General features: G+C 60.5%; 24 protein-coding genes. 5 read left to right on the forward strand and 19 right to left on the reverse strand.

All coding sequences use genetic code 11. The annotated features are described in order from the left end of the window. Positions 1 to 3: 3 nt before the first annotated feature. From RBB49_RS04945 to RBB49_RS05025, 17 genes are all read right to left on the reverse strand, one after another. Positions 4 to 1,041 carry a 2-hydroxyacid dehydrogenase gene (locus RBB49_RS04945; RefSeq protein ID WP_306141578.1) on the reverse strand — a complete coding sequence of 346 codons (1,038 nt, stop codon included), beginning with the start codon at positions 1,039 to 1,041 and terminating at the stop codon, positions 4 to 6. After that, positions 1,038 to 2,603, reverse strand: a complete 1,566-nt coding sequence (locus RBB49_RS04950) for an FGGY-family carbohydrate kinase (RefSeq protein WP_306141579.1) — start codon at positions 2,601 to 2,603, stop codon at positions 1,038 to 1,040. Before RBB49_RS04950 ends, RBB49_RS04945 begins: the two co-directional genes overlap by 4 nt. After that, the gene (locus RBB49_RS04955) at positions 2,600 to 3,724 is read right to left on the reverse strand and encodes an ABC transporter ATP-binding protein (RefSeq protein ID WP_306141580.1); all 1,125 of its coding nucleotides are present in this window, start codon (positions 3,722 to 3,724) and stop codon (positions 2,600 to 2,602) included. The genes RBB49_RS04950 and RBB49_RS04955 overlap by 4 nt, the downstream gene beginning before the upstream one ends. Then, the gene (locus RBB49_RS04960) at positions 3,721 to 4,827 is read right to left on the reverse strand and encodes an ABC transporter ATP-binding protein (protein WP_306141581.1); all 1,107 of its coding nucleotides are present in this window, start codon (positions 4,825 to 4,827) and stop codon (positions 3,721 to 3,723) included. Before RBB49_RS04960 ends, RBB49_RS04955 begins: the two co-directional genes overlap by 4 nt. Before the next feature lie 5 nt (positions 4,828 to 4,832). Further along, positions 4,833 to 5,690: a carbohydrate ABC transporter permease gene (locus RBB49_RS04965; RefSeq protein ID WP_306141582.1), complete on the reverse strand. Its 858-nt coding sequence runs from the start codon at positions 5,688 to 5,690 to the stop codon at positions 4,833 to 4,835. A 1-nt stretch (position 5,691) separates the two neighbouring features. Next, positions 5,692 to 6,606, reverse strand: coding sequence for a carbohydrate ABC transporter permease (locus RBB49_RS04970; RefSeq protein ID WP_306141583.1), 915 nt, complete (start codon positions 6,604 to 6,606; stop codon positions 5,692 to 5,694). Positions 6,607 to 6,692: 86 nt separating this feature from the next. After that, positions 6,693 to 8,132 carry an extracellular solute-binding protein gene (locus RBB49_RS04975; protein ID WP_306141584.1) on the reverse strand — a complete coding sequence of 480 codons (1,440 nt, stop codon included), beginning with the start codon at positions 8,130 to 8,132 and terminating at the stop codon, positions 6,693 to 6,695. 36 nt (positions 8,133 to 8,168) lie between these two features. Continuing rightward, positions 8,169 to 9,128, reverse strand: a complete 960-nt coding sequence (locus RBB49_RS04980; RefSeq protein WP_306141585.1) for a sugar-binding transcriptional regulator — start codon at positions 9,126 to 9,128, stop codon at positions 8,169 to 8,171. Between the two features lie 300 nt (positions 9,129 to 9,428). Beyond that, the gene (locus RBB49_RS04985; protein WP_306141586.1) at positions 9,429 to 9,884 is read right to left on the reverse strand and encodes a deaminase; all 456 of its coding nucleotides are present in this window, start codon (positions 9,882 to 9,884) and stop codon (positions 9,429 to 9,431) included. Positions 9,885 to 9,888: 4 nt separating this feature from the next. Then, complete coding sequence (locus RBB49_RS04990; protein WP_306141587.1) at positions 9,889 to 10,758, reverse strand: dihydrodipicolinate synthase family protein; 870 nt, start codon at positions 10,756 to 10,758, stop codon at positions 9,889 to 9,891. Beyond that, on the reverse strand, positions 10,758 to 11,105 hold the full coding sequence (locus RBB49_RS04995) for a ferredoxin family protein (protein WP_306141588.1): 348 nt from the start codon (positions 11,103 to 11,105) through the stop codon (positions 10,758 to 10,760). The genes RBB49_RS04990 and RBB49_RS04995 overlap by 1 nt, the downstream gene beginning before the upstream one ends. A 4-nt stretch (positions 11,106 to 11,109) precedes the next feature. Further along, on the reverse strand, positions 11,110 to 11,883 hold the full coding sequence (locus RBB49_RS05000) for an enoyl-CoA hydratase-related protein (protein ID WP_306141589.1): 774 nt from the start codon (positions 11,881 to 11,883) through the stop codon (positions 11,110 to 11,112). Continuing rightward, on the reverse strand, positions 11,880 to 13,046 hold the full coding sequence (locus RBB49_RS05005) for a CaiB/BaiF CoA-transferase family protein (protein ID WP_306141590.1): 1,167 nt from the start codon (positions 13,044 to 13,046) through the stop codon (positions 11,880 to 11,882). Before RBB49_RS05005 ends, RBB49_RS05000 begins: the two co-directional genes overlap by 4 nt. Before the next feature lie 11 nt (positions 13,047 to 13,057). Beyond that, positions 13,058 to 14,425 carry an FAD-dependent oxidoreductase gene (locus RBB49_RS05010; protein ID WP_306141591.1) on the reverse strand — a complete coding sequence of 456 codons (1,368 nt, stop codon included), beginning with the start codon at positions 14,423 to 14,425 and terminating at the stop codon, positions 13,058 to 13,060. Between the two features lie 51 nt (positions 14,426 to 14,476). Next, positions 14,477 to 15,286, reverse strand: a complete 810-nt coding sequence (locus tag RBB49_RS05015; RefSeq protein WP_306141592.1) for an ABC transporter permease — start codon at positions 15,284 to 15,286, stop codon at positions 14,477 to 14,479. Continuing rightward, positions 15,280 to 16,101: an ABC transporter ATP-binding protein gene (locus RBB49_RS05020; RefSeq protein WP_306141593.1), complete on the reverse strand. Its 822-nt coding sequence runs from the start codon at positions 16,099 to 16,101 to the stop codon at positions 15,280 to 15,282. Before RBB49_RS05020 ends, RBB49_RS05015 begins: the two co-directional genes overlap by 7 nt. Next, a complete protein-coding gene (locus RBB49_RS05025) occupies positions 16,079 to 17,110 on the reverse strand; it encodes an ABC transporter substrate-binding protein (protein ID WP_306141594.1) in 1,032 nt (343 codons plus the stop codon). Before RBB49_RS05025 ends, RBB49_RS05020 begins: the two co-directional genes overlap by 23 nt. Before the next feature lie 148 nt (positions 17,111 to 17,258). Here RBB49_RS05025 and RBB49_RS05030 point away from each other — a divergent pair, with 148 nt between their 5' ends. After that, entirely contained in the window at positions 17,259 to 18,164 is a 906-nt protein-coding gene (locus RBB49_RS05030; protein WP_306141596.1) for a LysR family transcriptional regulator, read from the forward strand. Positions 18,165 to 18,461: 297 nt separating this feature from the next. Here the strand turns inward: RBB49_RS05030 and RBB49_RS05035 are convergent, their stop codons facing one another. Then, positions 18,462 to 19,199: an SDR family NAD(P)-dependent oxidoreductase gene (locus RBB49_RS05035; RefSeq protein ID WP_306141597.1), complete on the reverse strand. Its 738-nt coding sequence runs from the start codon at positions 19,197 to 19,199 to the stop codon at positions 18,462 to 18,464. Next, positions 19,186 to 19,401, reverse strand: a complete 216-nt coding sequence (locus RBB49_RS05040) for a hypothetical protein (RefSeq protein WP_306141598.1) — start codon at positions 19,399 to 19,401, stop codon at positions 19,186 to 19,188. The genes RBB49_RS05035 and RBB49_RS05040 overlap by 14 nt, the downstream gene beginning before the upstream one ends. Before the next feature lie 135 nt (positions 19,402 to 19,536). Between RBB49_RS05040 and RBB49_RS05045 the strand changes: the two genes are divergently transcribed. From RBB49_RS05045 to RBB49_RS05060, 4 genes are read left to right on the forward strand one after another with little or no spacing between them, the layout of a single operon-like run. Continuing rightward, the gene (locus RBB49_RS05045; protein ID WP_306141599.1) at positions 19,537 to 21,147 is read left to right on the forward strand and encodes an AMP-binding protein; all 1,611 of its coding nucleotides are present in this window, start codon (positions 19,537 to 19,539) and stop codon (positions 21,145 to 21,147) included. Further along, complete coding sequence (locus RBB49_RS05050; protein WP_306141600.1) at positions 21,144 to 22,319, forward strand: thiolase family protein; 1,176 nt, start codon at positions 21,144 to 21,146, stop codon at positions 22,317 to 22,319. The genes RBB49_RS05045 and RBB49_RS05050 overlap by 4 nt, the downstream gene beginning before the upstream one ends. Continuing rightward, on the forward strand, positions 22,316 to 23,566 hold the full coding sequence (locus RBB49_RS05055; RefSeq protein ID WP_306141601.1) for an SDR family NAD(P)-dependent oxidoreductase: 1,251 nt from the start codon (positions 22,316 to 22,318) through the stop codon (positions 23,564 to 23,566). The genes RBB49_RS05050 and RBB49_RS05055 overlap by 4 nt, the downstream gene beginning before the upstream one ends. Further along, positions 23,563 to 24,336 carry a cyclase family protein gene (locus tag RBB49_RS05060; protein ID WP_306141602.1) on the forward strand — a complete coding sequence of 258 codons (774 nt, stop codon included), beginning with the start codon at positions 23,563 to 23,565 and terminating at the stop codon, positions 24,334 to 24,336. Before RBB49_RS05055 ends, RBB49_RS05060 begins: the two co-directional genes overlap by 4 nt. The last annotated feature ends 58 nt before the right edge of the window (positions 24,337 to 24,394 follow it).

Genomic DNA, 24,394 nt, shown 5'->3' on the forward strand with positions numbered 1-24,394 from the left:
ACCTCAACACGGACTGAGCGGCGGCTCGTTGGAAATCCAGCGCCGCACTTCTTCGGCAATTCTCTGAGCGGCAATCTTCACGGTCTTGCGTGACGCACCGGCGATGTGCGGCGTCAGCGTCACGTTGGGCAATTGCAGCAACGGATCGTCGGGCCTGGTCGGTTCCACGGCAAAAGTCTCCAGCATCGCGCCACCCAGATGCCCGCTCGACAAGGCCTCGAAAAGCGCGTCGTAATCCATCAGCGGACCACGGGCCGTATTGACGATGACAGCACCCGGCTTCATGGCCGCAAATGCGTCAGCGCCGATCATTCCGGTTGTTTCCTTGGTCACGCGCGGGTGCAGCGTCACGACATCGGATTCCTTCAAAAGCGTTTCGAGGGAGACCTGTTCAACGCCGTCGCGGCTGTCCTCCACGGACAGTTGCACGTAAGGGTCGGCCACCAGCACCCGGGTTCCGAACGCACGCAGCAGCTTGACAACACGCGTCCCCACATTGCCGTAGCCGATGACGCCGACGCACATGTCGGAGAGTTCGTTTCCGGCAATGTCCGCACGGTAGAGATCGCCGCGATAGTCGCCCTTGCGCAGGGCATCGTGTCCCTTGGTGATGTTGCGCGTTTCGGCAATGATCGCTCCGATGGTGAACTCGGCAACAGCCGAGGCATTGCGCCCGGGCGTGTTGACAACAAGGACACCTTTCTCGCGCGCCTCGTCCATGGCGATGTTGACCGGACCGCCCCGGGAAACGCCGACAAGCTTCAGATTGGGCGCCGCTTCAAGCACACCAACGGAAACGGGGGCAAGATGGGTGACCAGCACCTGTGCGTCCTGCACGTGGTCAAGGACCATTTCCGGCGTCCCCATATATTCCTTCAGACCCTCAAGACCGGGGGAGGCATATCCGTGTTCCATGGGTTCGTCGGGCCATGCAAGGTCAAGGCATTTGCAGGTGACCCGGTCCCCGCACAACTCCAGGATTTCCCTTTCAAAGACCGCGGACTCCATGAACCGGTCGCCTATGATCGCCACGGTCGTCATTGTGTCAGCTCCCGTCTCGTCCGCGCCTGCCGGTCCCAGGCCTTCGGCAGGGCAAGCCTTGTATCCAGATAACTTTCAAAAAGGGTGTCGTAGAGCCGGACAAGATCGTCGTCGGGCAGAACCGCATCGTTCAAGAGCGGAGTGACCCAGCTGTCCACGGCACTGGCGACGTTTTTGAAATGACCCTGTTGAACGGCAGCGATCATGGCCGCGCCTGCAGCCCCGGCCTCCGGTTGCGCGATCGTGCGCACCGGTGCGTTCAGACAGGCGGCCAGCAGCGACCGGCAGGCCTTCGACTTGGCGGCGCCGCCGGTCATCCGGATCTCACCCGGCACATGACCCATGGTCTGGTAACAATCCCGGGCAGCAAGAACGAGACCGTCGAACACGGCCCGGAGCATGTCGGCCCAGGTCGTGCCCTGATCGAGACCGGTCCAGCTCGCCCGCGCATCTGGATTGGTGAACGGCCCACGCTCGCCGGCAGAGGAAATGTAGGGATGAAAGAAGGCCGCGCCCGGCGTTGCGCCAAGCACGAGGCTGTCCATGGAAACCAGAAACTGTTCCGGATCCACGTTCAGGTTCTGCGATTGAAACACCTGCACCGCAAGACCGAGTGCCCAGTCGATGTTCAGCGTGGCGGCCATGTTGGTCTGCATTTGCGCGAAGGCGCCGCCGGGGAACGGCATCGTGTATCCGCACATGTCGTCGTTCAGCACCACTTCGCCTGCATCCCGCACAAAACGCATATGCATCCCGGTGGACCCGAGGATCGTCAGGCCCGGCGAAACCGCCGGATCATAGAGACCGGCCCCGAGCGCGCTGCACATCACATCGACCAGTCCGAGACAGACAGGCGTTCCGGCGTTCAGTCCGCATTCAGCCGCCGCCTCCAGGCTGAGTTCGTGCGAGACGGTCGTCCCGTCAATGATCGGCGGCAGCAGATCGCGGTGCTCGGACAGACCAAGGCTGTCGATCACGTCAGGCGAATAATCGCGCGTCCTGAAATCTCCGAACGTGAAAACACCCTCCGATATGTCGGAGGCCAGCACGCCGGTCAGCTTGAAATAGAGCCAGTCCTTGCAATGAATGGCGCTGGCGCTTTTCGCGAGGAGTTCGGGCGCATGTTCCTTCATCCAGCAAAGATGCGTGCGCATCTGGCAGACATTGATGCCGGTCGCCGTACGCTCATAAATGACGCGGCTTTCAGGCATTTCAGCGAGCCGGCGCGATGTGTCGGCGGCGCGGGCATCGAGCCAGAGCCAGCCGTCATGAACAGGCTCGCCCTCCTTGTCTATGAGCCAGGTGCCGTCACCTTGACCCGTGACGCCAATGGCCGCGCACCTTGCCGCACAATTCGGTATCTGCTCGACCAGTTGGGCGAGCACATGGGCCGTATCGGACCACGTACGGTTCATGTCCTGTTCAACGCCCCCGTCCGGCAGGGTCGTATATTCGTTTCTGCGGCTGGCCAGCGCGATCTGTTGTCCGTCCAGATCAAAGGCGACTGCCTTGATCACGGAGGTGCCGGCATCGATCCCGATAATGAGATCCTTCGCGCTCATGCCAGCTGCCCTCCGTGGCTGAGCGCTTCGCCGGATCGGGTGTCAAAGATGTGCAGGTCATCCGCGGATATGGCAATCCTGATCTGGTCGCCCGCTTTCGGCAGCGCAAGATCGTGGACCACCGACACGATGCTCCCGCCCGCGAAGCGCGCAGCGATGTGGGTCTGGTCGCCGAGCCACTGGTTCGCGAACACCTCCGCGGGCAGCCCTTCCTCGGTCAGTTGGACCGAGTGCGGACGAATGCCGATCATGACGCCATGATCCTGCTGGATACGGTTTTGCAGCTCCTCGGAAAATGTCGAGGACGGATAGGTCAAGGTGACTTCCGGTGACAGGCGCAGCTCGACATTGCCCGAGACGACCTCGGCAGCGGCTTCAAAAAGGTTCATGGGCGGTTCGCCGATAAACGCGCCGGTAAAGATGTTCGCTGGCCTGTTCTTGAGGTTCTCGGGCGTGTCGAACTGCTGCAGAACACCACCTTCCATGACGGCAATTCTGTCGGCGAGCGCATTGGCCTCGGTCTGGTCATGAGTGACCAGGATGGCCGTCAGCTCGTGTTCCTTGATGTAGTGCTTGATGCGGCCGCGCAGGATCGCGCGCAGCTGCGGTTCAAGCTGCCCCATCGGTTCATCGAGGACGTGCAGATCCGCGCGGCGGATAAGCGCCCGTCCGAGACTGACCCTTTGCTGCTGGCCGCCGGAGATTGCATTGGGATGCTTGTCCAGAATGTCGTCGATTTCCAGAAGGGCAGCAATCTGCTCGACCCGCGTGTTGACGTCCGCTTGGGGCAGTTTCTCTGACTTCAACGCGAATGCGATGTTCTCGCGGATCGAAAGCGGCGGATAGAGCGAATAGCCTTCGAAGGCCATGGCAACGCCGCGTTTGGCGGGTGCAAGCCGGTCGATGCGGCGCCCGTCGATATCGACCTCGCCGGAACTCACTTCCTCGAAACCGGCAATCATCCGCAGTGTCGACGTCTTGCCGCAGCCCGACGATCCGAGCAGCGCGACAATCTCGCCGCGCCCGACTTCAAGATCGAGATCCTGCACCGCATGCACTTCATGTGCCGTGCCCGGATTGTATTTCTTGTTGACGGATTTCAGATGGAGTTGCGCGCTCATGCTGCTTCCTCCACCCGGTTTCCGTCCGGTTCCGGGGCGATCCTGTCCCCGGTCGCGCGGTCGAACAGGATGGCGTCCTGCGCTGCGATCCCGAGGTTCACCTCTGGGCCCGCCGGAACCGGGTCCTGCGCCGGTTGCGACAGAAGAATTTCGCGCCCGCGCAAGGTCGTAACCAGGGTCACGGTCTTTTCGTTGAACGGGGTTACCGCTTCGATCGTGACCGGGAAACCGCCGGTTTCGGTGAAGGACAGGGCTTCTGGTCTCAGGCCCACGATGCAATCCCTGCCGGCGACACCCGGAAAGCGGCCATGGAAGTCGACCCGCTGGTCGGAGATGAACCCATGGAGGCCACGCTCGTCCTCCTTGGGAACGATATCGAGAAGATTGATCGTGGGGTCGCCGAACAGCTGGGCGATCTGCGTGTTGGCGGGCCGCCGGTAGATGTCCGCCGGCGAGCCGATCTGGACGATCTTGCCCTGGTCGAGAACCGCGATCCGGTCACCGAGCGCCATCGCTTCCTTGTAATCCTGCGTGACATAGATGATCGTTGCGCCGCGATCGGCCAGAAGGCGGGGCAGTTCCAGCCGCATTTCAAAGCGCAGCTTCGCATCCACATTGCGTAGCGGATCGTCGAGCAGCAGCACGCGGGGTTCGGAAACGAGCGCACGGGCCAGGGCAGTACGCTGTTTCTGTCCGTTCGAGAGTGCCTTGGGCGCATGCGACAGCACGTGTTCGATTTTCAAAAGCTCTGCAACTGCCTGCACCTTTGTGCGGATCTCGGACGCCGACATGCGCTTGGAGGTCAGGGAACTTGCGATGTTGTCATAGGCGCTCATGTGGGGAAACAGGGCGAAATTCTGAAAGGCCATGCCGATCCCACGGTATTCGGGGGGAACATCCGTGACATCCTCGCTGCCGATGAGGATGGTGCCGCCGTCCGGTTCGATAGCCCCGGCAACACTCCGCAGCAATACGGTCTTCCCTGCCCCCGACTTGCCGAACAGCACCAGGGTTCCACCTTCGGGGACGCTGAGCGACACGCCGTCAAGAACGGTTTCCGTGCCGAAGGTCTTCGTCAGTGATGTGAGTTCAAGAAATCCCATTCAGATCAGCCCTTCACCGCACCGAGGGAAAGCCCTTCGACAAGATACCGTTGTGCCCAGAGCGCAAGCGCAAGCGTCGGCGCAATCGACAGCACGATCGCAGCCGCGATCTGACCGTACTGGATCCCCGACGCCGTCACGAAGGCAAGCGCGCCAACCGTCACCGGCTGCTTGTCTGCCGATGCCAGCACGAGCGCAAAGATGAAATTGTTCCACGCAAAGATGAACGCCAGCAGTCCGGCCGCCGCGATACCGGGTCCGGCAAGCGGCAAGGCGATCTTCCGGAAGGTCGAGAACCAGCTGTGTCCCGCGATCCGGTAGGCATATTCGATGTCCGGCGAGATGTCCTCGAAATACCCCCGGACGATCCACAGGATCAGCGGCAGACAGATCAGCTGATAGACCCAGACCAGCCCGAGATAGGTGTCGGCTAGGCCGATCTCCTGGAAATAGAGGGTCAGCGGCAGCAGGACCAGAAGCGGTGGCGCGAAGCGGAAGGACAGCAGCGTGAAGGCGATGTCTTCCGATCCCCGGAACTTGTGCCGCGCAAAGGCGTAGGCCGCCGGGACGCCCAGCGCCAGCGCGACCGCCACCGAACAGACGGACAGGATGATCGAGTTCATGAGATTGTTGACGAAATCGATCCCCATGCTGGCCACGTTGGAATCCAGCCGCCCGGCCAGGATTGCCGTGTAGTTGTCGAGCGTCGGTGCGAACGACATGGACGGCGGCGACCTCAGGATCGTTTCGTTGGTCTGCAGGCTCATGAGCACGATCCAGAAGATCGGAAACATGAAGAAGATGATGATCACCGTGAGCGCCGCGCGCCGGAACCAGCGTTCCAGGAAAGAAGTATGATCCATGTCACGCGCCCCCTTTCGCGCGCTCACGCAAGCGTAGCCAGTTTTTGACGAAAATGTTGGACAGCACATAGGTGATTGCCCAAAGGATCAGCAGGAGCGCCGCCGACCTTCCGACATTCGTCGACTGGAAGAAATTCAGATAGGCCTCGACCTGGAACACCATGAGTGTGTCGCCCGGCCCGCCCTGTGTCATCGCGTAGATGATATCGAACTGCTGGATGGAATCGAGCAAACGGAACAGGGCTGCCGTCAGGATGTAGGGCATCAGCATTGGCAGCGTGATCCGCCAGAACTGTTCCAGCTGCGGCACACCGTCGAGGGCCGCCGCCTCGAACGGCTGCGTCGGCAAGGATCGCAACCCGGCCAGGAGCAGGATCATCATGAAGGGCGTATAGACCCAGATATCGACCAGGATCACCGTGAACAGCGCCGTGTCGGGCGAAGAGCCCCAGCGGAAATCCTCGAAGCCGATCACCTGCATGAAATAGCTCAGGATTCCGAAATTGGGGTTGGTCATGAGTTTGAACATCAGTGCTGCGAGCGCCGGTGCCGTCATGAGCGGCAGGAGCAGCATGATGGAAATGAAATTGTTGACCGTGCTTCGTTTTTTCAGAAGCAGCGCAATCGCAAGACCAAGCAGAAGTTCCAGCACAACCGTGGAACCGGCATAGACCAGCGACACTTTCAGCGTGTTCCAGAAATCTGAGTCGGTGAGAAACTTGACGTAGTTCTCACCCCAGTTCATGCCCCGGTTCCAGGGCTGGGACATCCGGTAGCGCTGCAGCGAATAGTAGATCGCCGTTACGAACGGAATCAGGATCCCGATGCAGACAAGGAGCGCAGGAAGGCTCAGAACATAGGGAAGTGCCCTGGGCGAAATCAGCTGACGCCGCCGGGTCGTCAAGGTGTCGGTCATGGAAACACCGGGCCTGGATTGTCTTTGTTTGCGGGCTCAGGACGGCATGTGCGGCGTTGGGAACCGCACATGCCGCAGGCTGCGGCCTATCTCAATCCCGCTTCGGTGAGCTGGGAGTTCATGCTCTCTGCGAGCTGATCTAGGCCTTCATCGACCGGAACCTCATTGGCAACCATGCGCTGCAGTGTGGCTGCCCACTCGGTGGTCAGGTCGAAGAACAGCGGCTGCGCCGTGAACTTGATCGACGCGCCCGGTGCGGACACATCGTGCATTTCCACGTAGCCCGGATAGTTCTTGTTCAGCCGCTCGCGGAAGACATCGCTGTCCCAGACCGACTTGCGGACAGGGTTGACGAAGTCCATCTCGGTTGCGCCGAACAGTCCGTGCTCCGGCCCGGACGCCCACTGCATGAAGTACCAGGTGGCATCGAGGTCCTTGGAGAATTTCGACATGGCCAGCGACCAGATCCAGATATTCGGGGTCGGGGCCGACGCTGCCGGGTTTGCCGCGAAGGGAGCGAATGCCAACTGGCCTGCCATTGCGTTTTCGCCGCCATTCATGAAGTAGCCGAGAATGTCCGCATCGAAGATCATGGCTGACTTGCCTGCACCAAGATCGGTTCCAACCTGGTACCATGTATGGGTCGACCAGTCGCTTGCGCCGCTTTCCTGGATCATCTTGACCCACTTGGAATGGAACTCTTTCGACCCGGCCGTGTTCATCGCCGCGCTGAGCTTGCCGCCATCATTGCTCAGGTCAGCCTCGCCGAAATTAGCATAAGCGGACAGGAAGCCCGGGTGAATGGTTGCCCAGGAGCGCGAGCCGCGCACACCGACACCGTAGACGCCGTCATTGCCGGCCTGCACGGCAGCCGCCGCTTCCAGCATCTCGTCGAGGTTGGTCGGCACCTTGACACCGGCCTTTTCGAACATGGCCGCGTTGAAGGTGAGATTGTTCTGCTCATAGCCCCAGGGGATACACCACTGCTTGGCATCGGCAGAGCCGAGTTCGCCGCCCGGCACCCCGTTCCAGGCACAGGACTTGCGCACGCCTTCAAGCATGTCGTCCCAATTGTAGTTGGGATTGGTTTTCGAAGAGTCGCTCAGCCATTCATTATGGTCGACGATCCAGCCGGCAGGACCGTATGTCCAGGTCATGTAGGCCCCGGTCATGAACGCGTCGTATTCGCTCGAACGCGACGAGAGGGCGGCCGTGACCTTGTCGAAGTAAACGTCCTCCGGGAAGATGTCATAAGAGACATCCATGCCGGTCAGGTCCTTGAAGGCCGGAAGGTTCGCGATCATGGCATCCGTGTAGGGATGCTTGTTCAAAAGCAGCTTGACGCTTTTGCCCTTGTGCTTCTGCCAGTCGAAGTCGGCGGCAAGCGCGCTGGTCGCCATCATGTTGTAGAGCGTTCCCGCAGAGGCTGCGGTCACGCCAAGTCCGCCAAGACGTCGAATCAGAGCTCTGCGATCCATTTCACCGCGCAGGAACGCTCCTATGGCATCTTTTTCCTTTTCGTACATCTGTATTTCCTCCCTAGTGAATTCAGGCTCGTCGCGTCATTGGTGATCTTCTACAAGCGCCTTTGCAGTTACCTCGTCAGTCAACAGACCGGTCAGATGACCGTTCTTCAGTGCAGCTGTGATCGCTTTGACCTTGTTTGCTCCTCCGGCAATCGCGGTCACTTCGCGCCCTTTCAGGCTTTCGATCGGCGGCGCCATGACCCGTTGGTCGAACTCCGTTTCGATCGGTTGGCCGTTCATGTCGAAAAACTGGCCGAGCAGTTCCGCGACAGCTCCGCTTTCGCGAAGTTCTCTCGTCTTGTCGGCATCATCGATCGCCGTGTCGATGATGCTTCCCGAACCCGGATCAAGACTGCCGACGCCAAGCACCACGAGCGAGGCTTCGTCGATCAAAGACATCGTGTCGGCGATCCCGAACTGCTTCATCATCACGGCCTTGTCCTCCGCCGTGTTCGCATAAAGCGGTGCCGGCAGCAGATGCGCTTCTGCGCCCGTTTTCTGGGCCAACCGATAGATGACGTCATAGGGATTTGCGGCAAAGGAGCGGGTCAACCCCCCGAGCACGGAAACGAATTGCTTTCCGACAACCGGATCGCGTCCCATTGCGTTGACGGACGCTGTAAGGGTTCGGCCATTGCCGAGCCCGATCGTCTTGTGCCGGCTGCCACCTGAAACCTCCATCAGATACTGCGCCCCCACCGTTGCAAGGGAGCGGAGCGGCATGGGACCGCTTTCGGGAATTTCCATCGCGACCCGGCAGAACTTCAGCCCGAAGCGCTCCATGAGCTGGCGCTCCAGCATCACGCATTCGGTCGCCTCGACATCGACGAAAATCTGCACCAGTCCGTCAGCCTGGGCACGCGCGATGAGCCGATGCGCCCTCGTGTTGGTGACATTCAGGTGCCGCGCGACCTCGCCTTGTGTGAGCCCGCCGACGAAATGCAGCCACGCTGCGCGTGCCGCGACATCCGGATTGGTTTTTGCGTCGATCGCCATTCCACCGCTCGAAGATTGCAAAAAAATGCGTTGGTGAAAAATATTGCAGAATGAACACAGCAGGTCAAGCGTTCAAAATTTCCGGCCCTCAAAGCGGCGCGTGGAAACAGACCTGATACCGCGGCCGAAAATGCAGTCACAAGGATCCGCACTTACGGCATCAACGACTTGCGCCGGGCCAAGGGTTTTGTTTGTTTTTCAGGGAAAGGCCGGTGAGTTGGTAGCGCACATCATGTGTCGATGAAGCGGCAACCATTCAGACAAGTGCATTCGACGACCTGTGACAGCATCGCCGGATGCCTACTTGAACTCATCAACCGAGACACCGGCTTCCGACAGCATTTTCCAGGAGACCTTGAAGCTGTAGTCGAGGGCTCCGTCCGCGTCCGGTATCGGCGGTGCAACGATTTTCCGGATACCGGACTGAATGATGGCGCGCCCGCAGTCCGCGCAGGGAAACCGGTTGACGTAAAGCGTGCACCCTTCCAGTTGCACACCGGCGCGTGCGGCATTGTAGATCGCATTCCGTTCCGCGTGCTCGAACCAGTAAAACTTTTCGCCGCTCGGCCGGTCGAATCTCGCCGGATCGGAAGAAGAGACACCCCGCGCCAGGCCGTTATAGCCTGTCGATCTGATCTCGTGACCCTCGGGTGAGACGATGACGCAGCCGACCTGAAAGTCACGATCCTCCGACCAGAGCGAAATGTGATCGCAGAGCGCCATGAAGCGATGTGTCCAGGTGTCTTCTTCCGCCATGGCCTCAGTCCTGCGCCAGCTTCCGCTTCAACGCTTCGCCGGCGTCTTCGGAAAGCGTCAGGAAAGGCGGCAGCACGCGCCGCCATTCTGTATGTCCCGATCTCTCGCCGACGAGATACTTGATGCTTGCGATCAGTGCCGGCCCTGCCAGCAGGCTTCGTTGCCGCGCAATTTCCTCGCAAGCCGCCGGCGGCGGCGTTTCGCGATTGGCCCAGACCTCACCAGCCAGCGGTCCGGTGAGGTTCAAGGTGGCGGAGATACATCCGGCAAAACCATCCTTGACGGCCGTTTGCAGCGCGGTTTCCGAACTGGGAAAAACACTGAGCGCCGGCGACGCGGCAACGATTGATCTGCAATAGTCGAGATCGCCGGACGAATCCTTGATCCCGGCAAAGCGGTCAGGCGCGATCGACGCAAGATCGGAAATGACATCGACCGGGATCGTGATCCCGGTCATCTGCGGGAAATTGTAGAAATAGATCTTGATGCCGCGCGAGCCCAGCGCGTCGTGCAGCGCCAGATACCAGCTTTTCAGACCGGAAGGCGTTGCCGGCTTGTAATAGTAAGGAGGCAGAACAAGCGCGACCCGGTATCCCAGATCGTCAGCGTGTTCGGTAAGTGCAATGGTTTCCTTGAGCGACGGCGTTCCGGTCCCGACCATCAGTTTTTCTTTGGGAAAAGACGTCGCCGCCCAGGTCATCACATCCCGCCGGGCGGAAACATCAAACGAATTGGCTTCACCGGTCGAGCCCAGGACATTGATCCCGTCACACCCATTCTTCAGCACCCAGCCACAATGCTCAAGGAACAGCTCCTTGACGGGAGAATAAGACCGGTCAACCGGGGTTGGAACGGCTGCAACAACACCTTGCATCAAGGGGCGTCCTTTCTGAGATAGTGTTCGGCCAGCGTCGCAAGGCCGGGTGGGTCCTTTAGCGGTTCGTCACCTTTCGACCACCCACCCGGTTCCAGAAGGGTATCGGCGCCATCACGAAACGCTGCGTCATTTATGGCAAGGAAGGCGTGCTGGGCCTCCTCGACCTCGTCGGCATACCGTATCGCATCGACGGGGCAAATACTCTCGCACATGCCGCACTCGATGCATTCGGTCGGGTGGATGTAGAACATCCGCTCACCCTCATAGATACAGTCGACCGGACACACCGTTGTGCATATGCCGTCCTTGACGTCAATACAGGTGCTCGTAATGACGAGTGTCATCGGATCAACACCCCTTCCAGACAGGCGCCCTCTTTTCCCGGAATGCGGCAACACCCTCATCGGCGTCGTCCGAGCAAAGGGCCGCTTCCAGTTCGTCCGTCGGGTATTGAAACGCCTCCTGCACGGGCAAGTGCGCCGTTTGCCTCGAGATCGCCTTGATCGCCCGCAGGCTGAGCGGGGCGCAGCTTAGTATGTCTGCCACCCAGCGATCCGTTTCCGCGTCCAGCTCTTCTTGCGGGACGATCGCGTTGACCAGTCCGTGGCGCTCGAGCTCCGACGCCGCCAGCAGCCGTCCGGTCATCATCATGCCCATGGCAACGTTTCTGGGAACCAGACGGGAAAGCAGCACCATGCCACCGTCGAGCGGCACCCGCCCGACCTTGGCTTCCGGCAGACCGAAACGCGCCGTCTCGGCGGCGATGACGATGTCGCACCCCAGGACCATTTCCAGCCCGCCGCCGAGCGCAAGGCCGTTGACGCGCGCGATCACGGGGGTCGACATCCGCCGCAGCGCAATCCCGGTGAACCCGGCGGCACCGATGTTTTTCCAGTAGTCCATCCCGGTCAGGCCTGTGTCTTCTTTCAGATCCGCTCCTGCACAAAAGGCCTTCGGTCCGGCCCCGGTAAGAACGGCACAGCGGATGTCCGGATCCTGCTCGACCTCGTTCCAGATTTCCGCCAATCGCGCATGAGCTGCGCTATCGACGGCGTTCATGCGTTCGGGCCTGTTGATGGTTACCCGTGCGACGTGATCGGAAACGTCGAATTCGACACTCATTCAGCCGCCTCGTTGCTCAAAAGCACGGCCAGTTCCTGCAGAACTTCATCGGTATGTTCACCCAGTCTCGGAGGAACACGGCGGACGACAAGTGGAGCCTCGCTCAGATGGACTGGTGATCCCGCGAGCGTGATCTCGCCAAGCACCGGTTGGTCGATGGTTTGAAGCATGCCGTTGATCTTGGTCTGCGGGTCCGCCAACGCATCTCCGAGCGACCTGACCGGTGCGCACAGGAGGTCCTGCGCCTCCAGCCGTTCCAGCCAATAGGCGGACGTGTTCCTTGAGATCGCGTCCCTGAAACGCTGCTGCAGAAACGGCTTGTGCTTCCGCTGCACATCCAGTGTCGGATAATCGGGCGACAGGTCCTCGATCTCCAGCGCGTGGCAGATATCCTGCAAGGGATTGGCCTTGAAGGCACCGACGATCACGATGGCACCGTCCGTCGTATCGAAGACACCCGTCAGGGGCATGGCAGCCCAGTTCAGCACTTCCCTGTGCTTCGACCATTGTGCCGCTTCCTGCATCTGCATCGCGATCATGCTGTCGTAGAGCGAGACTTCGACCTTCTGGCCACGGCCTGTCTTGTCACGCATCAGGAGTGCCGCCAGCACGCCCTGCACCAGATGCATGCCGGCCGAATAGTCGCAAAGCGTTGTCGGATAGATCGACTTCGGAATGGAAGGATCCTGGGTCTTCTCCATCACGCCGGTCATCGCCTGGGCCAGCACATCCTGCCCGCCCTTGTGGGCATAGGGGCCGGACGCGCCGAAACCGGTGCCCGACGCACAGATGATCCTCGGGTTGATTTTCGAAAGCGCGTCATAACCGAAGCCCATTCTGTCCATGACACCGGCCCGGAAATTGTCGACGACAATGTCCGCCGTCTTGACCAGGTCGAGTACCTGCTGGCGTCCCGTCTCGGTCTTGGTGTCGATCTCGATTGACCGTTTGTTGCGGTTCAGGGAGGCAAAGACAGCGTTGTTCAGCGCTTCTTCCGTGCGTTCGCCGTAAAAGCTCCGGCTCAGATCTCCGGCACCGGGGCGTTCGATCTTGATGACATCCGCACCGAAATCGCCCAGCATCTGGGTTGCGCATGGCCCGAGCATGACCTGCGTGAAGTCGATCACCCGAATGCCATCGAGTGGCATGATATTCTCTGACATGTGAGCCTCTGCTATTCCGCCGCGATGTGATCTTCGATGAGAGCATTCGGCGACGGTTTGTCTCCCGGATCGGCGCCCTGGGCGCGCATTTGATTCTGGATGGCCTTGTAGTCGACCATTCGAAGCGGCTGGTTCCCGTCAAGAGCCAGGGCGACCGCTACGCCCGCAGCTTCCCCCTGCGCCATGCAGGGCGGTATTTCGCGCGACAGTTTCTGCGCATCGCTTTCCACCGAATAATGGCGTCCGGCGACAATCAGGTTGTCGATGCCCTTCGGAAGCAGCGCCCGATACGGGGTGTAGTAGTCGCGCCCGCGGCAAACGGTGTCCGCGAAGTAGCGCCGGGACTTCACGTCATCCTTGTTGACGACATATTCCCCTTTCAACAGCCGCGTCTGGCGGATGCCCATCTGTTCCGCGGCCCCCAGCATCGTGGCATTTTCAAATCCGGGAATGTTTTCCTTCGCGAAGGCGTGCAGCTTCATCATGCGCTCGCGGCCCTCGATTTCCGAGGCAACCATGTCTTCCACGGAAAGCCCGTCATATCCCGGCATATGCGGGCAATTGCACCAGACCACCCCGGGGATCGGCGTCTTGAGCCACCACATGCCCCAGGCACCGCCAATCCTGCGCCGCGCTTCCCGGTCGAGTTTCTTGTATTGCTCCGGCTCGGCGAACTCGAAGGCGACGGCCTTGTCGGTATCCACGTTCGCCAGACGGAAAACGGTCGTGACGATATACTGGCCGTCGATGTAATCCGCCCCGGCTGCAACACCGACATCGAGATCTCCGGTGGCATCGACGACATAGTTCGCGCGGATGGCCTGCCGCCCGAGCTTGGTCTGGGCGATCACGCCGCTGATCCGGCCGTTTTCCATCAGGACGTCGGAAAACCAGCTATGCGTGCGCAGGTTCACCTTCGCTTCCACCACCATGTCCAGACTGACCCGCTTCCAGCCGTCCGGATCGAAGGCAACGGCGTGAATAATCGGCTGCGGCATCATCGCCTTGTGGAAATCGATACATCCCCAGCGTGACCACTTCTGCCACATCTGCCAGTTGGTCTGGCAATCCTCGGGCGGGGGATAGACCGCCGCATCCTGTCGTTCCAGCCGGTCGACAAACTCGCTGACGATGCCTGTTGTGACGATCTCGTTGCCCTCGTTGACCATGTCGTCGAGGACAAGCACCATACCGCCGGACGCCATGCCGCCGAGGTGGTGGTAGCGCTCCAGCAAGGTCACCGACGCGCCGTTGCGCGCAGCCGATACAGCCGCGGCATGACCGGCGGGTCCTGCGCCGATCACAACCACATCACAGTCCGCGACAACAGGAACCTGTGCCCCTTCAACCTGAACGGTTGTCGTGTGACGTTCTGCCATTGTCCTTGATCCTTTTCCTAAAATTCAGAAGCTGGCGGCACCCCTTAAGCGCTACCAGCGAACAACCAGCCTTTCGGCAACCGAAACGGCCGTGAACAAAAGCACCGACAGGCCGGAAGAAACGAAAACGGTTGCGTAGAGAAGCGGAGAGCGGAAGTTGAACGTGCTGTCGATGATCAGCGCTCCCAGTCCGACATCCGCGCCGATCCATTCGCCGACAATCGCGCCGATCACGCAGGTGGTGGCCGCAATCTTCAGCGCGGAGAACAGGAACGGCAGCGACGACGGCAACCGGATCTTCCAGAAGATCTCCGACTTGGACGCCGACAGGATACGTGCAAGTTCCAGGGTCTGCGGTGACACCGACTGCAGCCCGCGCACCATGTTCACAAGCGTCGGGAAGAAACAGATCAGCGCTGCGATCACCACTTTTGCCGTCATCCCGGCGCCGAAGATGAGCACAAGGATCGGAGCGATGGCCAGGATCGGGATCGTGTTGATGAAGACCGCGATCGGAAAGAACGCCTTTTCGACAGTCCGGCTATGGACAAACGCGACCGCGATCAGGATCGCCGCCAGGTTGCCGACGGCAAAGCCGGAAAGGCTTTCGATCAGGGTCGGCCAGAAGTTTCGCAACAGCAGCGGGTAGTCATTGGCAAACACGGCGAGGACGTCGGTCGGTGCCGGCGCGATATAGGGCGGCACTTCGAAAAGCCGCACGCCGATCTGCCAGATCAGCAGAAGTGCGACCGCCGTACCGAGAGGGATCGCAATGTGCCCGGCCCTCAGCCTTGCCTGCTCGGCCAGACCGGGTTTGTCGTCATCGACGTCGGATGAAATCTGGGTCAGAGACATCAGCATTCCTCCAGCAGCTGGCGGAGCCTTCCGCAATAGCGGTTGAAATCGGGCGTTTCCCTCAAGGCGATTTCCCGGTGCGACGGCAGGTCGATATCGATCACGTCCTTCACCCGCCCCGGATTGGCGCGCAGCATCAGCACTTTCTGGCCGAGGAAAACCGCTTCGGGAATGGAATGCGTCACGAACAGGATCGTGACACCCGTTTCCTGCCAGATGTCGCGCAGCTGAAGGTTCAACCGGTCGCGTGTCATTTCGTCCAGCGCACCGAACGGTTCATCCATCAGCAGCAGCTTCGGCTTGCACACAAGCGCTCTTGCAATGGCGACCCGTTGGCGCATGCCGCCGGAAAGTTCATGCGGCAGGGCGTCTTCCCGCCCCTTCAGTCCCACGAGTTCGAGAAGTTCCTGCGGGCTCCGGTCCGACACGGGGATTTGCAGCCCGCGCTTGCGGCCCATCTCCAGAGGAAGTTCCACATTCTTCAGAGCGCTGCGCCATGGCAGCAGCGTCGCGTCCTGGAATACGAAGGCGAACTCGCGCGCAAGCCGTGCTGCCTCGGTCGACTTGTCGAGAATGGTGACGTCCCCTTCCGCCGCGGGCACAAGGTCGGACACCAGCCGCAGCATGGTCGACTTGCCGCAACCGGACGGCCCAAGGATGGTCCAGAATTCGCCTTCGCCAATTTCCAGGCTGATGTTTTCAAGAGCGGTGAAACGACCGAATTTCACCGAGGCTCCGGAAAGGCGGGCCGCAACCTTGCGGCCTGCCGGTTCCTGATCGGGACTGACGTCCGCGAAATCAGCCAAAGGTTGGACGGACATCTTTGGTCGCTTCGAGAATATCCAGCGTCATGATGTCGGCCACGTTCGGCGCACCGTTGGTGAACTGCTCGAGGCTGTTATAGGTGTCGATCTGTTCCTGCCAGTTGTCGGCCGTCATGATTCCCCAGCCGCCGGCCCTGGTCTTGTCGTTGAACGAGAAACCGAGGACAAGATCGACCGCTTTCATTTCACTGTCCTTGTCCAGGTTCGGATAGCGCTCGACCAGCGCGTCGACACCGGCTTCCGGATTTTCATAGACAGCGCCCCAGCCGCGTGAGATCGCGCGGATCGCGGCGGTGATCTTGTCGCTGTTTTCCTGAAGCACGTCATCCGTCGTGTAGTAGGGATTGGCATAGAGCTGGATACCTGCATCCCAAAGCTTCATGTCGACCCGCTCGTCGCCGAGCACCGAAAGCGCGCCGACATTGGTTTGCCAGCCGGTCGCCACGTCGACCTGCCCCACCTTGAGTGGCGCCATGTCGCCGCCCATGACGGAGACCTCGACCTGGCTTTCATCGATGCCGTTCTTTGCAAGCAGCGCGCGCAGCAGGATCCGCGCTGTACCCTGTGTCGCTACCTTCTTGCCGATGAGATCCTCCGGCGTGCGCACCGGATTGGCTTCCATCGAGAAATAAGTGAACGGGTGTTGCTGATAACCGGCTGCAACGCATTTGATCGGCAGCCCGGCCGAGCGCGCCAGCATCAGGGAGGGAGAGGACGAAATCGACCCGAAGTTGTTGGCGCCTGAGGCAACGGATGCCACGCCGTCAATATTCGGTCCGCCAGGGATGATTTCCAGCTCCAACCCTTCTTCGGCAAAATATCCGAGCTTGTCGGCCATGACCTCGCCGAGTATGCCGTTGGACGCCAGCCAGCCAAGCTGCATCCTGATCTTGAAGTCGGCCGCGGCCGAGGGTCCGACGGAAAGAAAAGTTCCGGTTGTCGCCAGTCCGGCAGCCGCTCCGAGCCCTTTCAAAACGTGCCGGCGATTAAGTCCCCAATGTGTCATCTGAACGATCTCCTGGTAGGTGTTTTTTCCGTGTCTCCCTTTTTTCTTTAGCCTAGACGCGGCCCTTGCGTTGCGGATAGAATTAACTTTGGCGCGTAGTGATGCCTTTTTTGCATCGCCCGAGGTGATGGACCCAGGCAGAGTTTACATGCACAGCAAGTTTCTGAACTACTTCGACGAGGTCGCACGGCAAGGCTCAATTCGCCGCGCGGCTGCCGTTCTTCACGTTTCCTCCTCCTCCGTGAACCGGAAGATTCTCGATATCGAGGACCGCCTCGGCGTGAAACTTTTTGACCGCCATGCGGAAGGCGTGGAACTCACGGCTGCCGGGGCGGTCGTGCTGGAACATTGCCGCAAGACGATCTTCGACTACGAGAAGATCCTGCATCTTGTTGCCGATATCAGGGAGTTGCGCGCCGGGCACATCGACATCGCATCGCTCGACTCTGTCGCCCTGAGCCTTCTGCCTTCGGTGATCGATCAGTTCGCCCGCGAGTACCCCGACATCACCTATTCGATACAGACCGCGCAGCCGGACGACATTGTCAGGGCCGTTGCCGAGGGCGATGCCGGGATCGGGATTTCCTTTTGCAACGATCTTCATCCGGGTGTGCGCGTGCGCACGGAGAAGTCCGCACCGATCGGCGCGATCCTGACAGAGAACCATCCGCTGGCGGAGCGCGATGCGCTGGACATTGAGGACCTCACGCCGTTCCCGCTTATCAGATCCTATGACGCGCTCGCCGAGCGCTCACTCGTCAACCTTGCCCTTGCCGACAACAAGATCCCGCTCAAGACCGCCTGCTTCACCAATTCCCTGCCGCTCGCCCGCTCGATGATCATGAGCGGTCGCGGCATCGGTCTTTATTCGAAAATCGGCTTCCTGGAGGAAATCGAGGCGGGCAAGCTCCGCTATATTTCCCTGAAGTCGAGTTTTCTGAAAGACCTCCGGATCGGTCTCCTGATCCCGTCACGGAGCAACCAGACGCCGGTTGAGAGTTCCCTGTGCCGCATCCTGTCAAAATCCCTCCGGCAGCTTCGGCTGGATTCCTGACCGAGGCCACGTTTGGCGCTTGCGCCGTTCCCTAGGGTGCGGACCCATAAATGAGACTGAAATGGCATGCGAAATGGCGACATCCCGTTAGGAAGGGTGCGCGGAGCGGGCTTCCTGCCCGGTCAAGCACGCTGACGCCACGGGGTGAAGCCATTTCCATGTCCTTCGGATTTGACCGGCTTGCTCCTCCTCCGCGTTGCGAAAGGCTTGAAAATGAAGCACATTTCCTTCGCTTCCGCACCTTGACGAGAAGCAAGCCGCCTCAAACCCTTTCGGCCTCATTTATGAGTCCGCGCCCTAGAGCGCCGTGAGGGAACCGAGGCTGGCTCCGCCGCACACGAACAGGGTCTGACCCGTCACCCAGCTGTTCTCCGGGTCGGTGAAAAACAGCGTCGCACGCGCAACATCGCCGGCAGTTCCGAGACGCCCGACCGGCAGGGACGCGGACAGTTTTCTGAATGTTTCGCTTTCTTCCGGAATGTCGGCAGTCAGCATGTCGGTCACGACCGGCCCGGGCGCAATGGCATTCACGGTGATGCCGTGGCTTCCGAGTTCAAGCGCCCATGTCCGCGTCATCGAGATCAGGGCTGCCTTCGTGCCTGCATAGACCGTCCGCTTCGACAGACCGACGACCGCGCGCGAGGACATGTTGACGATCCGCCCGAAATTCTGCGCCTTCATATGCGGCAGCACTGCCTGCACGAGGGCAATCGCGGACCTGAGGTGAAGGTTCTGAAGTGTGTCGAATTCCTCGTCCGTTATGTCTTCCACCGGCGTGTTGCGCACGACCCCGGCATTGTTGACGAGGATATCGACCTTGTATTTCTCGCGGATAAGATCGGCGCAGTCGCGGACCGCCTGCGGATCGCTGAGATCAACGCTCAGGGATGTCACGTTGCCGGACGAGATCTCCAGCGGACGCCTTGAAACGGAAATGACCTTGCAGCCCCGCTGCAGCAATTGTTCGGCAATGGCCTTTCCAATGCCTGTGCTGGCGCCGGTGACAAGTGCCGTCCGGCCGTCATATCCGTTCATGCTCTTCTCCCTCTTGAGCCGGCTGTGAAAGCGCCGCCCGAACACGCTCTTCATGTTTGGCAATCCACCGGCAGGAAATCAATTTATATGAAAATTCATCTAAATCATAGTCACCAAAAAAACATTGCGGCGAATGCGCAACCGCATCGCAGTTTTGAAAAAACACACACAAAAACAGGGTGTAAGGCCGGGGCTTGAGCACCCGCCGTTCCCGGTTGCCGGCTTTCCGGGAAATTCTCTTTGACACAAAAGAAGACAATTAATATGTTTTTTCATATAAATATCACGCCATGATCTGCGGATGTTTTCTGGGGAGGACGAGACTTTGAGAGGTGGTTTGGCAACCGTATACGACTACTTCGCAAGGGCTCACGATCGCTGGCCGGACCGCCCGATGCTGAACGTGCTGCCGGAGACGGCACGCGCCTACGCGATCCCGCCCGGAGAGATCACCTACACCGAGGCGATGCGCCGCGTGGACGATTTCACCGAGCGTCTGCAAGGGGCCGGTGTCGGAGAAGGCATGCGCGCCGCCCTGCTTCTGGAAAACCGTCCTGACTATTTTCTTCTCTGGCTTGCGCTCAACAGGCTGCGGGCATCCGTGGTGCCGATCAATCCCGATCTGCGTGCCAGCGAACTCGAATACCTGATCGGCCACGCGGAGCCCGCCCTGATCATCGCGGTACCGGACCGGTTCGAGGCGCTCCGCGCAGCTGCTGAAACAAGCGGTGTCGAGGCGGGTGTTGTTGCCGTGGATGACGCGTTTCCCTCCCCGCGCGCGAATGCGGTCACGGCGCGCCTTTCCGAAAATGGAGACACCCGGGAAGCGGCGGTGCTTTATACATCCGGGACCACCGGCAAACCCAAGGGCTGCGTTCTGGACAATTCCTATTTCTCGGAAGTCGCGGAATTTTATGCCGGACTGGGCGGCATCGCCGATCTCTCCGAAGCCGGTGAGCGCATGATCACGCCCCTGCCGATTTTTCACATGAATGCGATGGCGTATTCCTTCATGGCGATGCTGCGCGTTGGCGGATGCCTGACGGCCCTCGACCGGTTCCATCCAAGGACCTGGTGGCAGAGTGTGCACGACAGCGGCGCGACCTGCCTGCACTATCTCGGCGTGATGCCGTCCATCCTGATGGAAATGCCGCCTGGCGAAAACGACCGGGCCCACAAGGTACGCTTCGGCTTTGGCGCGGGCGTCGATCCCAAGCTTCATGCCCCGTTTGAAGCCCGTTTCGGCTTCCCCTTGAGCGAAGGCTGGGCGATGACGGAGACCGGAGCAGGTGCGGTCATCATGAACAACCGGACGGACCGGCTTGTCGGCAAGGCCGCTCTCGGCCACCTGCCGGACTGGCTTGAAATCCGCCTTCTCGACGAGACCGGGCGGGATGTAAAGGAAGGTGAACCGGGAGAACTGCTTGTCCGGCGAAAGGGGTCCGAACCGAGGCGCGGATTCTTCCGCGAATACTACAAGGACCCCGAGGCAACCGAAGCCGCGTGGACGGATGGCTGGTTTCACACCGGCGACGTCGTGCGCCAGGAAGCGAGCGGCTTCCTGTTTTTCGTCGACCGACGCAAGAACGTTATCCGCCGGTCGGGTGAGAACATCGCCGCTGTCGAGGTCGAGAGCGTTCTCATGCGCCATCCCGAGGTGACCGCCGCAGGCGTTGCACCCGTGCCCGACACGCTTCGCGGCGACGAAGTGTTTGCCTTGCTGACCGTGCCCGACCCGGCGCCTGAAAAGGCCGAAGAGATCGCTCGTTGGGCGCTCGACAACATGGCCTATTACAAGGTGCCGGGCTACATTGCCTTCGTGGACAGCCTGCCTCTGACATCAACCCAGAAAATTCAACGCGCCGAGCTGAAAGCGCTTGCTTTGCATCACCTGGAAAAATCATCGACAATCAATCTGGTGCATCTCAAGAAAAGACAGGTTTCATGAGCCGAACGCGCCTTGGCTACGAAGGGGTGGCGATCGTCTCCCCCGCAACCATTCCCTACCAGCGCTTTTCGATTGAAACGGCGCATTGGTGGATCGCGCGCGCGCTCAAAGAGAGCCTCGATCAGGCGGGACTGGGACCAGCCGAGATCGACGGATTCGCCGTCTCCAGTTTCACCCTGTTTCCCGACACTGCCGTCGGACTGACACAGCATCTGGGTCTGTGTCCGCGCTGGCTCGATCACATTCCGATGGGAGGAGCCTCCGGCATCGTTGCGCTTCGGCGCGCGGCCAGGGCCGTTCAGGCCGGTGACGCCGACATTGTCGCCTGCGTTGCCGGCGACACAAATCATATCGACTCGTTCCGAAACCTCTTGTCGAGCTTCAGCCGGTTCTCCCAGGATGCCGCGTACCCCTACGGATTCGGCGGCCCGAACGCTAATTTCGCGCTCCTGATGGACCGCTACATGAAGGACTACGGGGCAACCCGGGAGGATTTCGGCAGGATCTGTGTTGCTCAGCGTCAGAACGCATTGCGCAATCCCAATGCGCTCATGAAGAAACCGCTCACGCTGCAGCAGTATCTGGATGCCAGGCCGATCTCCGACCCGATCGCGCTTTTTGACTGCGTCATGCCCTGCGCCGGTTCGGAGGCCTTTCTGGTCATGACGGTTGAGGAAGCACAGCGGCGGGATCTGCCTTTCGCGGTGATCGCCGGCACGATCGAACGGCACAATGCCTATGCCGACGATCCGGTCCAGTTCCGGGGCGGTTGGGCAATGGACATTGACGAACTTTACCACATGGCGGATTGCGCTCCCTCCGATATCGACCTTTTGCAGACCTATGACGACTATCCGGTTATCTCCATGATGCAGTTCGAGGATCTGGGTTTCTGCGACAAGGGAGAAGGCAGCCGGTTCGTGCAAGACCGCGACCTGACGATTGAGGGAGACTTCCCGCACAACACATCCGGTGGCCAGCTCTCCGCGGGACAAGCCGGGGCCGCCGGTGGTTATATCGGCCTTGTCGAGGCTATCCGGCAGGTCACGGCCGCCGCCGGACCAACACAGGTGCCGGATGCCTCCCGCGCCATGGTCTCCGGCTTCGGCGTGATCAACTATGATCGCGGCGTCTGCTCCGGCGCTGCAATCATCGAGGGAGCGAAGGCGTGAGCGAACCGATCGCCCCTCCGGGGAAGAAAAACCCGCAACGGCGGACCGACGTACCGCAGACACCACCGCAGCAACGCAGCAGGGCGGCGCTGGGTCTGGCAGCCGCCGCCGCGGAGGGACGCTTCATGTTGCAGGTCTGCGGCGATTGCGGCGCTGTTCAATATCCGCCGAGGGACGCCTGCTCCAGGTGTCTCTCGATCAATCTGCAATGGCAGGACGTTTCTCCGGGCGGACGGCTTGTGGCGGAGACCAGAGTTCGCGCGACGACCGACCTTTATTTCCGGAAGCAGATGCCGGTGCGCGTCGGGACGGTAAAGCTGGACGTCGGCCCGTCCGTCATTTGTCACGTGCATGGCGATGTCGGTGACGGTGCGGATGTCAGGATGGCGATCAAGCTGGACCGGGCGGGACAGGGTGTCATGATGGCACTGCCGGTAAAGGAGACACCGTTTATGGAAGACGATCCACGGCTGCGTGAAATGAGCTGCACGCCCAGGCACCGCCGCGTCCTCGTCACGGACGCCCGCAACCCCAACGCACCGGCAATCGTCAGTGCGCTGGCGGCGGCAGGTGCGGAAAAAATCTTTGTCGGCCTCTCCGAAGACTGGCGGCCAAACCGCCACAACGACGACATCATGGCTGTCCCCGGGGTCGAGATGCTCCCGCTCGATGTCACCGACAGCAAGTCGGTCGAGGAACTGGCGGCCGAGCTCGGCGGCAAGACCGACATACTCGTCAACAATGCGCGGTACGTCCGGCCAGGCGGCCTGATGGCGCGGAACGATACCGTTTTTGCGCAAAACGAGATGGACGTGAACTACCTGGGACTGATGCGCCTTGCACAGGCGTTTGGGCCGGCCATGTGCGCACGCACCGCCGACGGCACCAACGCGGCGGTCGCCTGGGTGAACATTCTCTCTGCCTATGCCATCTCGAACTCCCCCGACTATGGCTGCTTCTCGGCTTCGAATGCGGCAGCTCTCTCGCTCAGCCAGAACATGCGCGCCGATTTCCGGACCTCCGGACTTCGCGTCCTGAATGTCTTTGTCGGCCCGACGGATGATGACTGGCACCAGGAACTGCCGCCCCCAAAGGTGCCGGCCAACACGCTTGCAAGAAGCCTGGTTCAGGGTCTCGTCGACGGCCTGGAAGACGTTTATTGCGGCGATGTTGCCAAGGACATGATCGAGCGCTTCCGTGCATCACCGAAGATACAGGAACGGGAAATGACGGGGTTCCGCTCATGACGTTGCTGGAAAACCTCGCCAAGGCGCTCGCGGGCGGATCGATCGAGATTGTCGACCTGACCCACACGCTCGACCCGGACTTCCCGGTGATCGTGCTTCCGCCCGAATTCGGTCAATGCGCGCGCTTTCGCATGGAAGAAGTCAGCCACTACGACCACCGCGGCCCCGCCTGGAAGTGGCACAACATTTCCATGTCGGAACACACCGGAACGCATTTCGACGCCCCCAGCCACTGGGTCAGCGGCCGCGATGTTGCCAACGGCTCCGTCGATGAAATTCCCGCCGGAAATCTGATGGCACCGGCCGTCGTGATCGATTGTTCCGCCGGCGCTGCCGCAAACGACGATTTCGAGCTGACACGGGACGTTCTCGCCGAGTGGGAGGACGTCCATGGACGCATTCCGGAAGGCTGCTGGGTCCTGATGCGCACGGACTGGTCGCATCGCAGCGGCGCGGCCTATCTGAACATGCGCGACGACGGTCCCCATTCCCCGGGACCCACACCGGACGCGATCCGCTTCCTGGTCGATGAACGCAACATTCTCGGGTTCGGCACGGAGACAATCGGGACAGATGCCGGTCAGGGATCACATTACACGCCGCCCTATCCCGCGCATTACTACCTGCATGGTGCAGGCAAATACGGATTGCAGTGTCTTTGCAATCTCGACAGGCTGCCAGCCACCGGCGCGATGCTGGTGACTCCTCCCCTGAAAATCAGGAACGGGACGGGCAGTCCCTTGCGCGTGCTGGCCCTCAAAGAGACCTGATCAGGCAACCTGATCATGACTGGTCACGAAGCGGCGGGACGCCGCCGCTTCGTCTGAT

The organism is Roseibium sp. MMSF_3412 (assembly GCF_030733265.1).
Taxonomy (GTDB): Bacteria; Pseudomonadota; Alphaproteobacteria; order Rhizobiales; family Stappiaceae; genus Roseibium.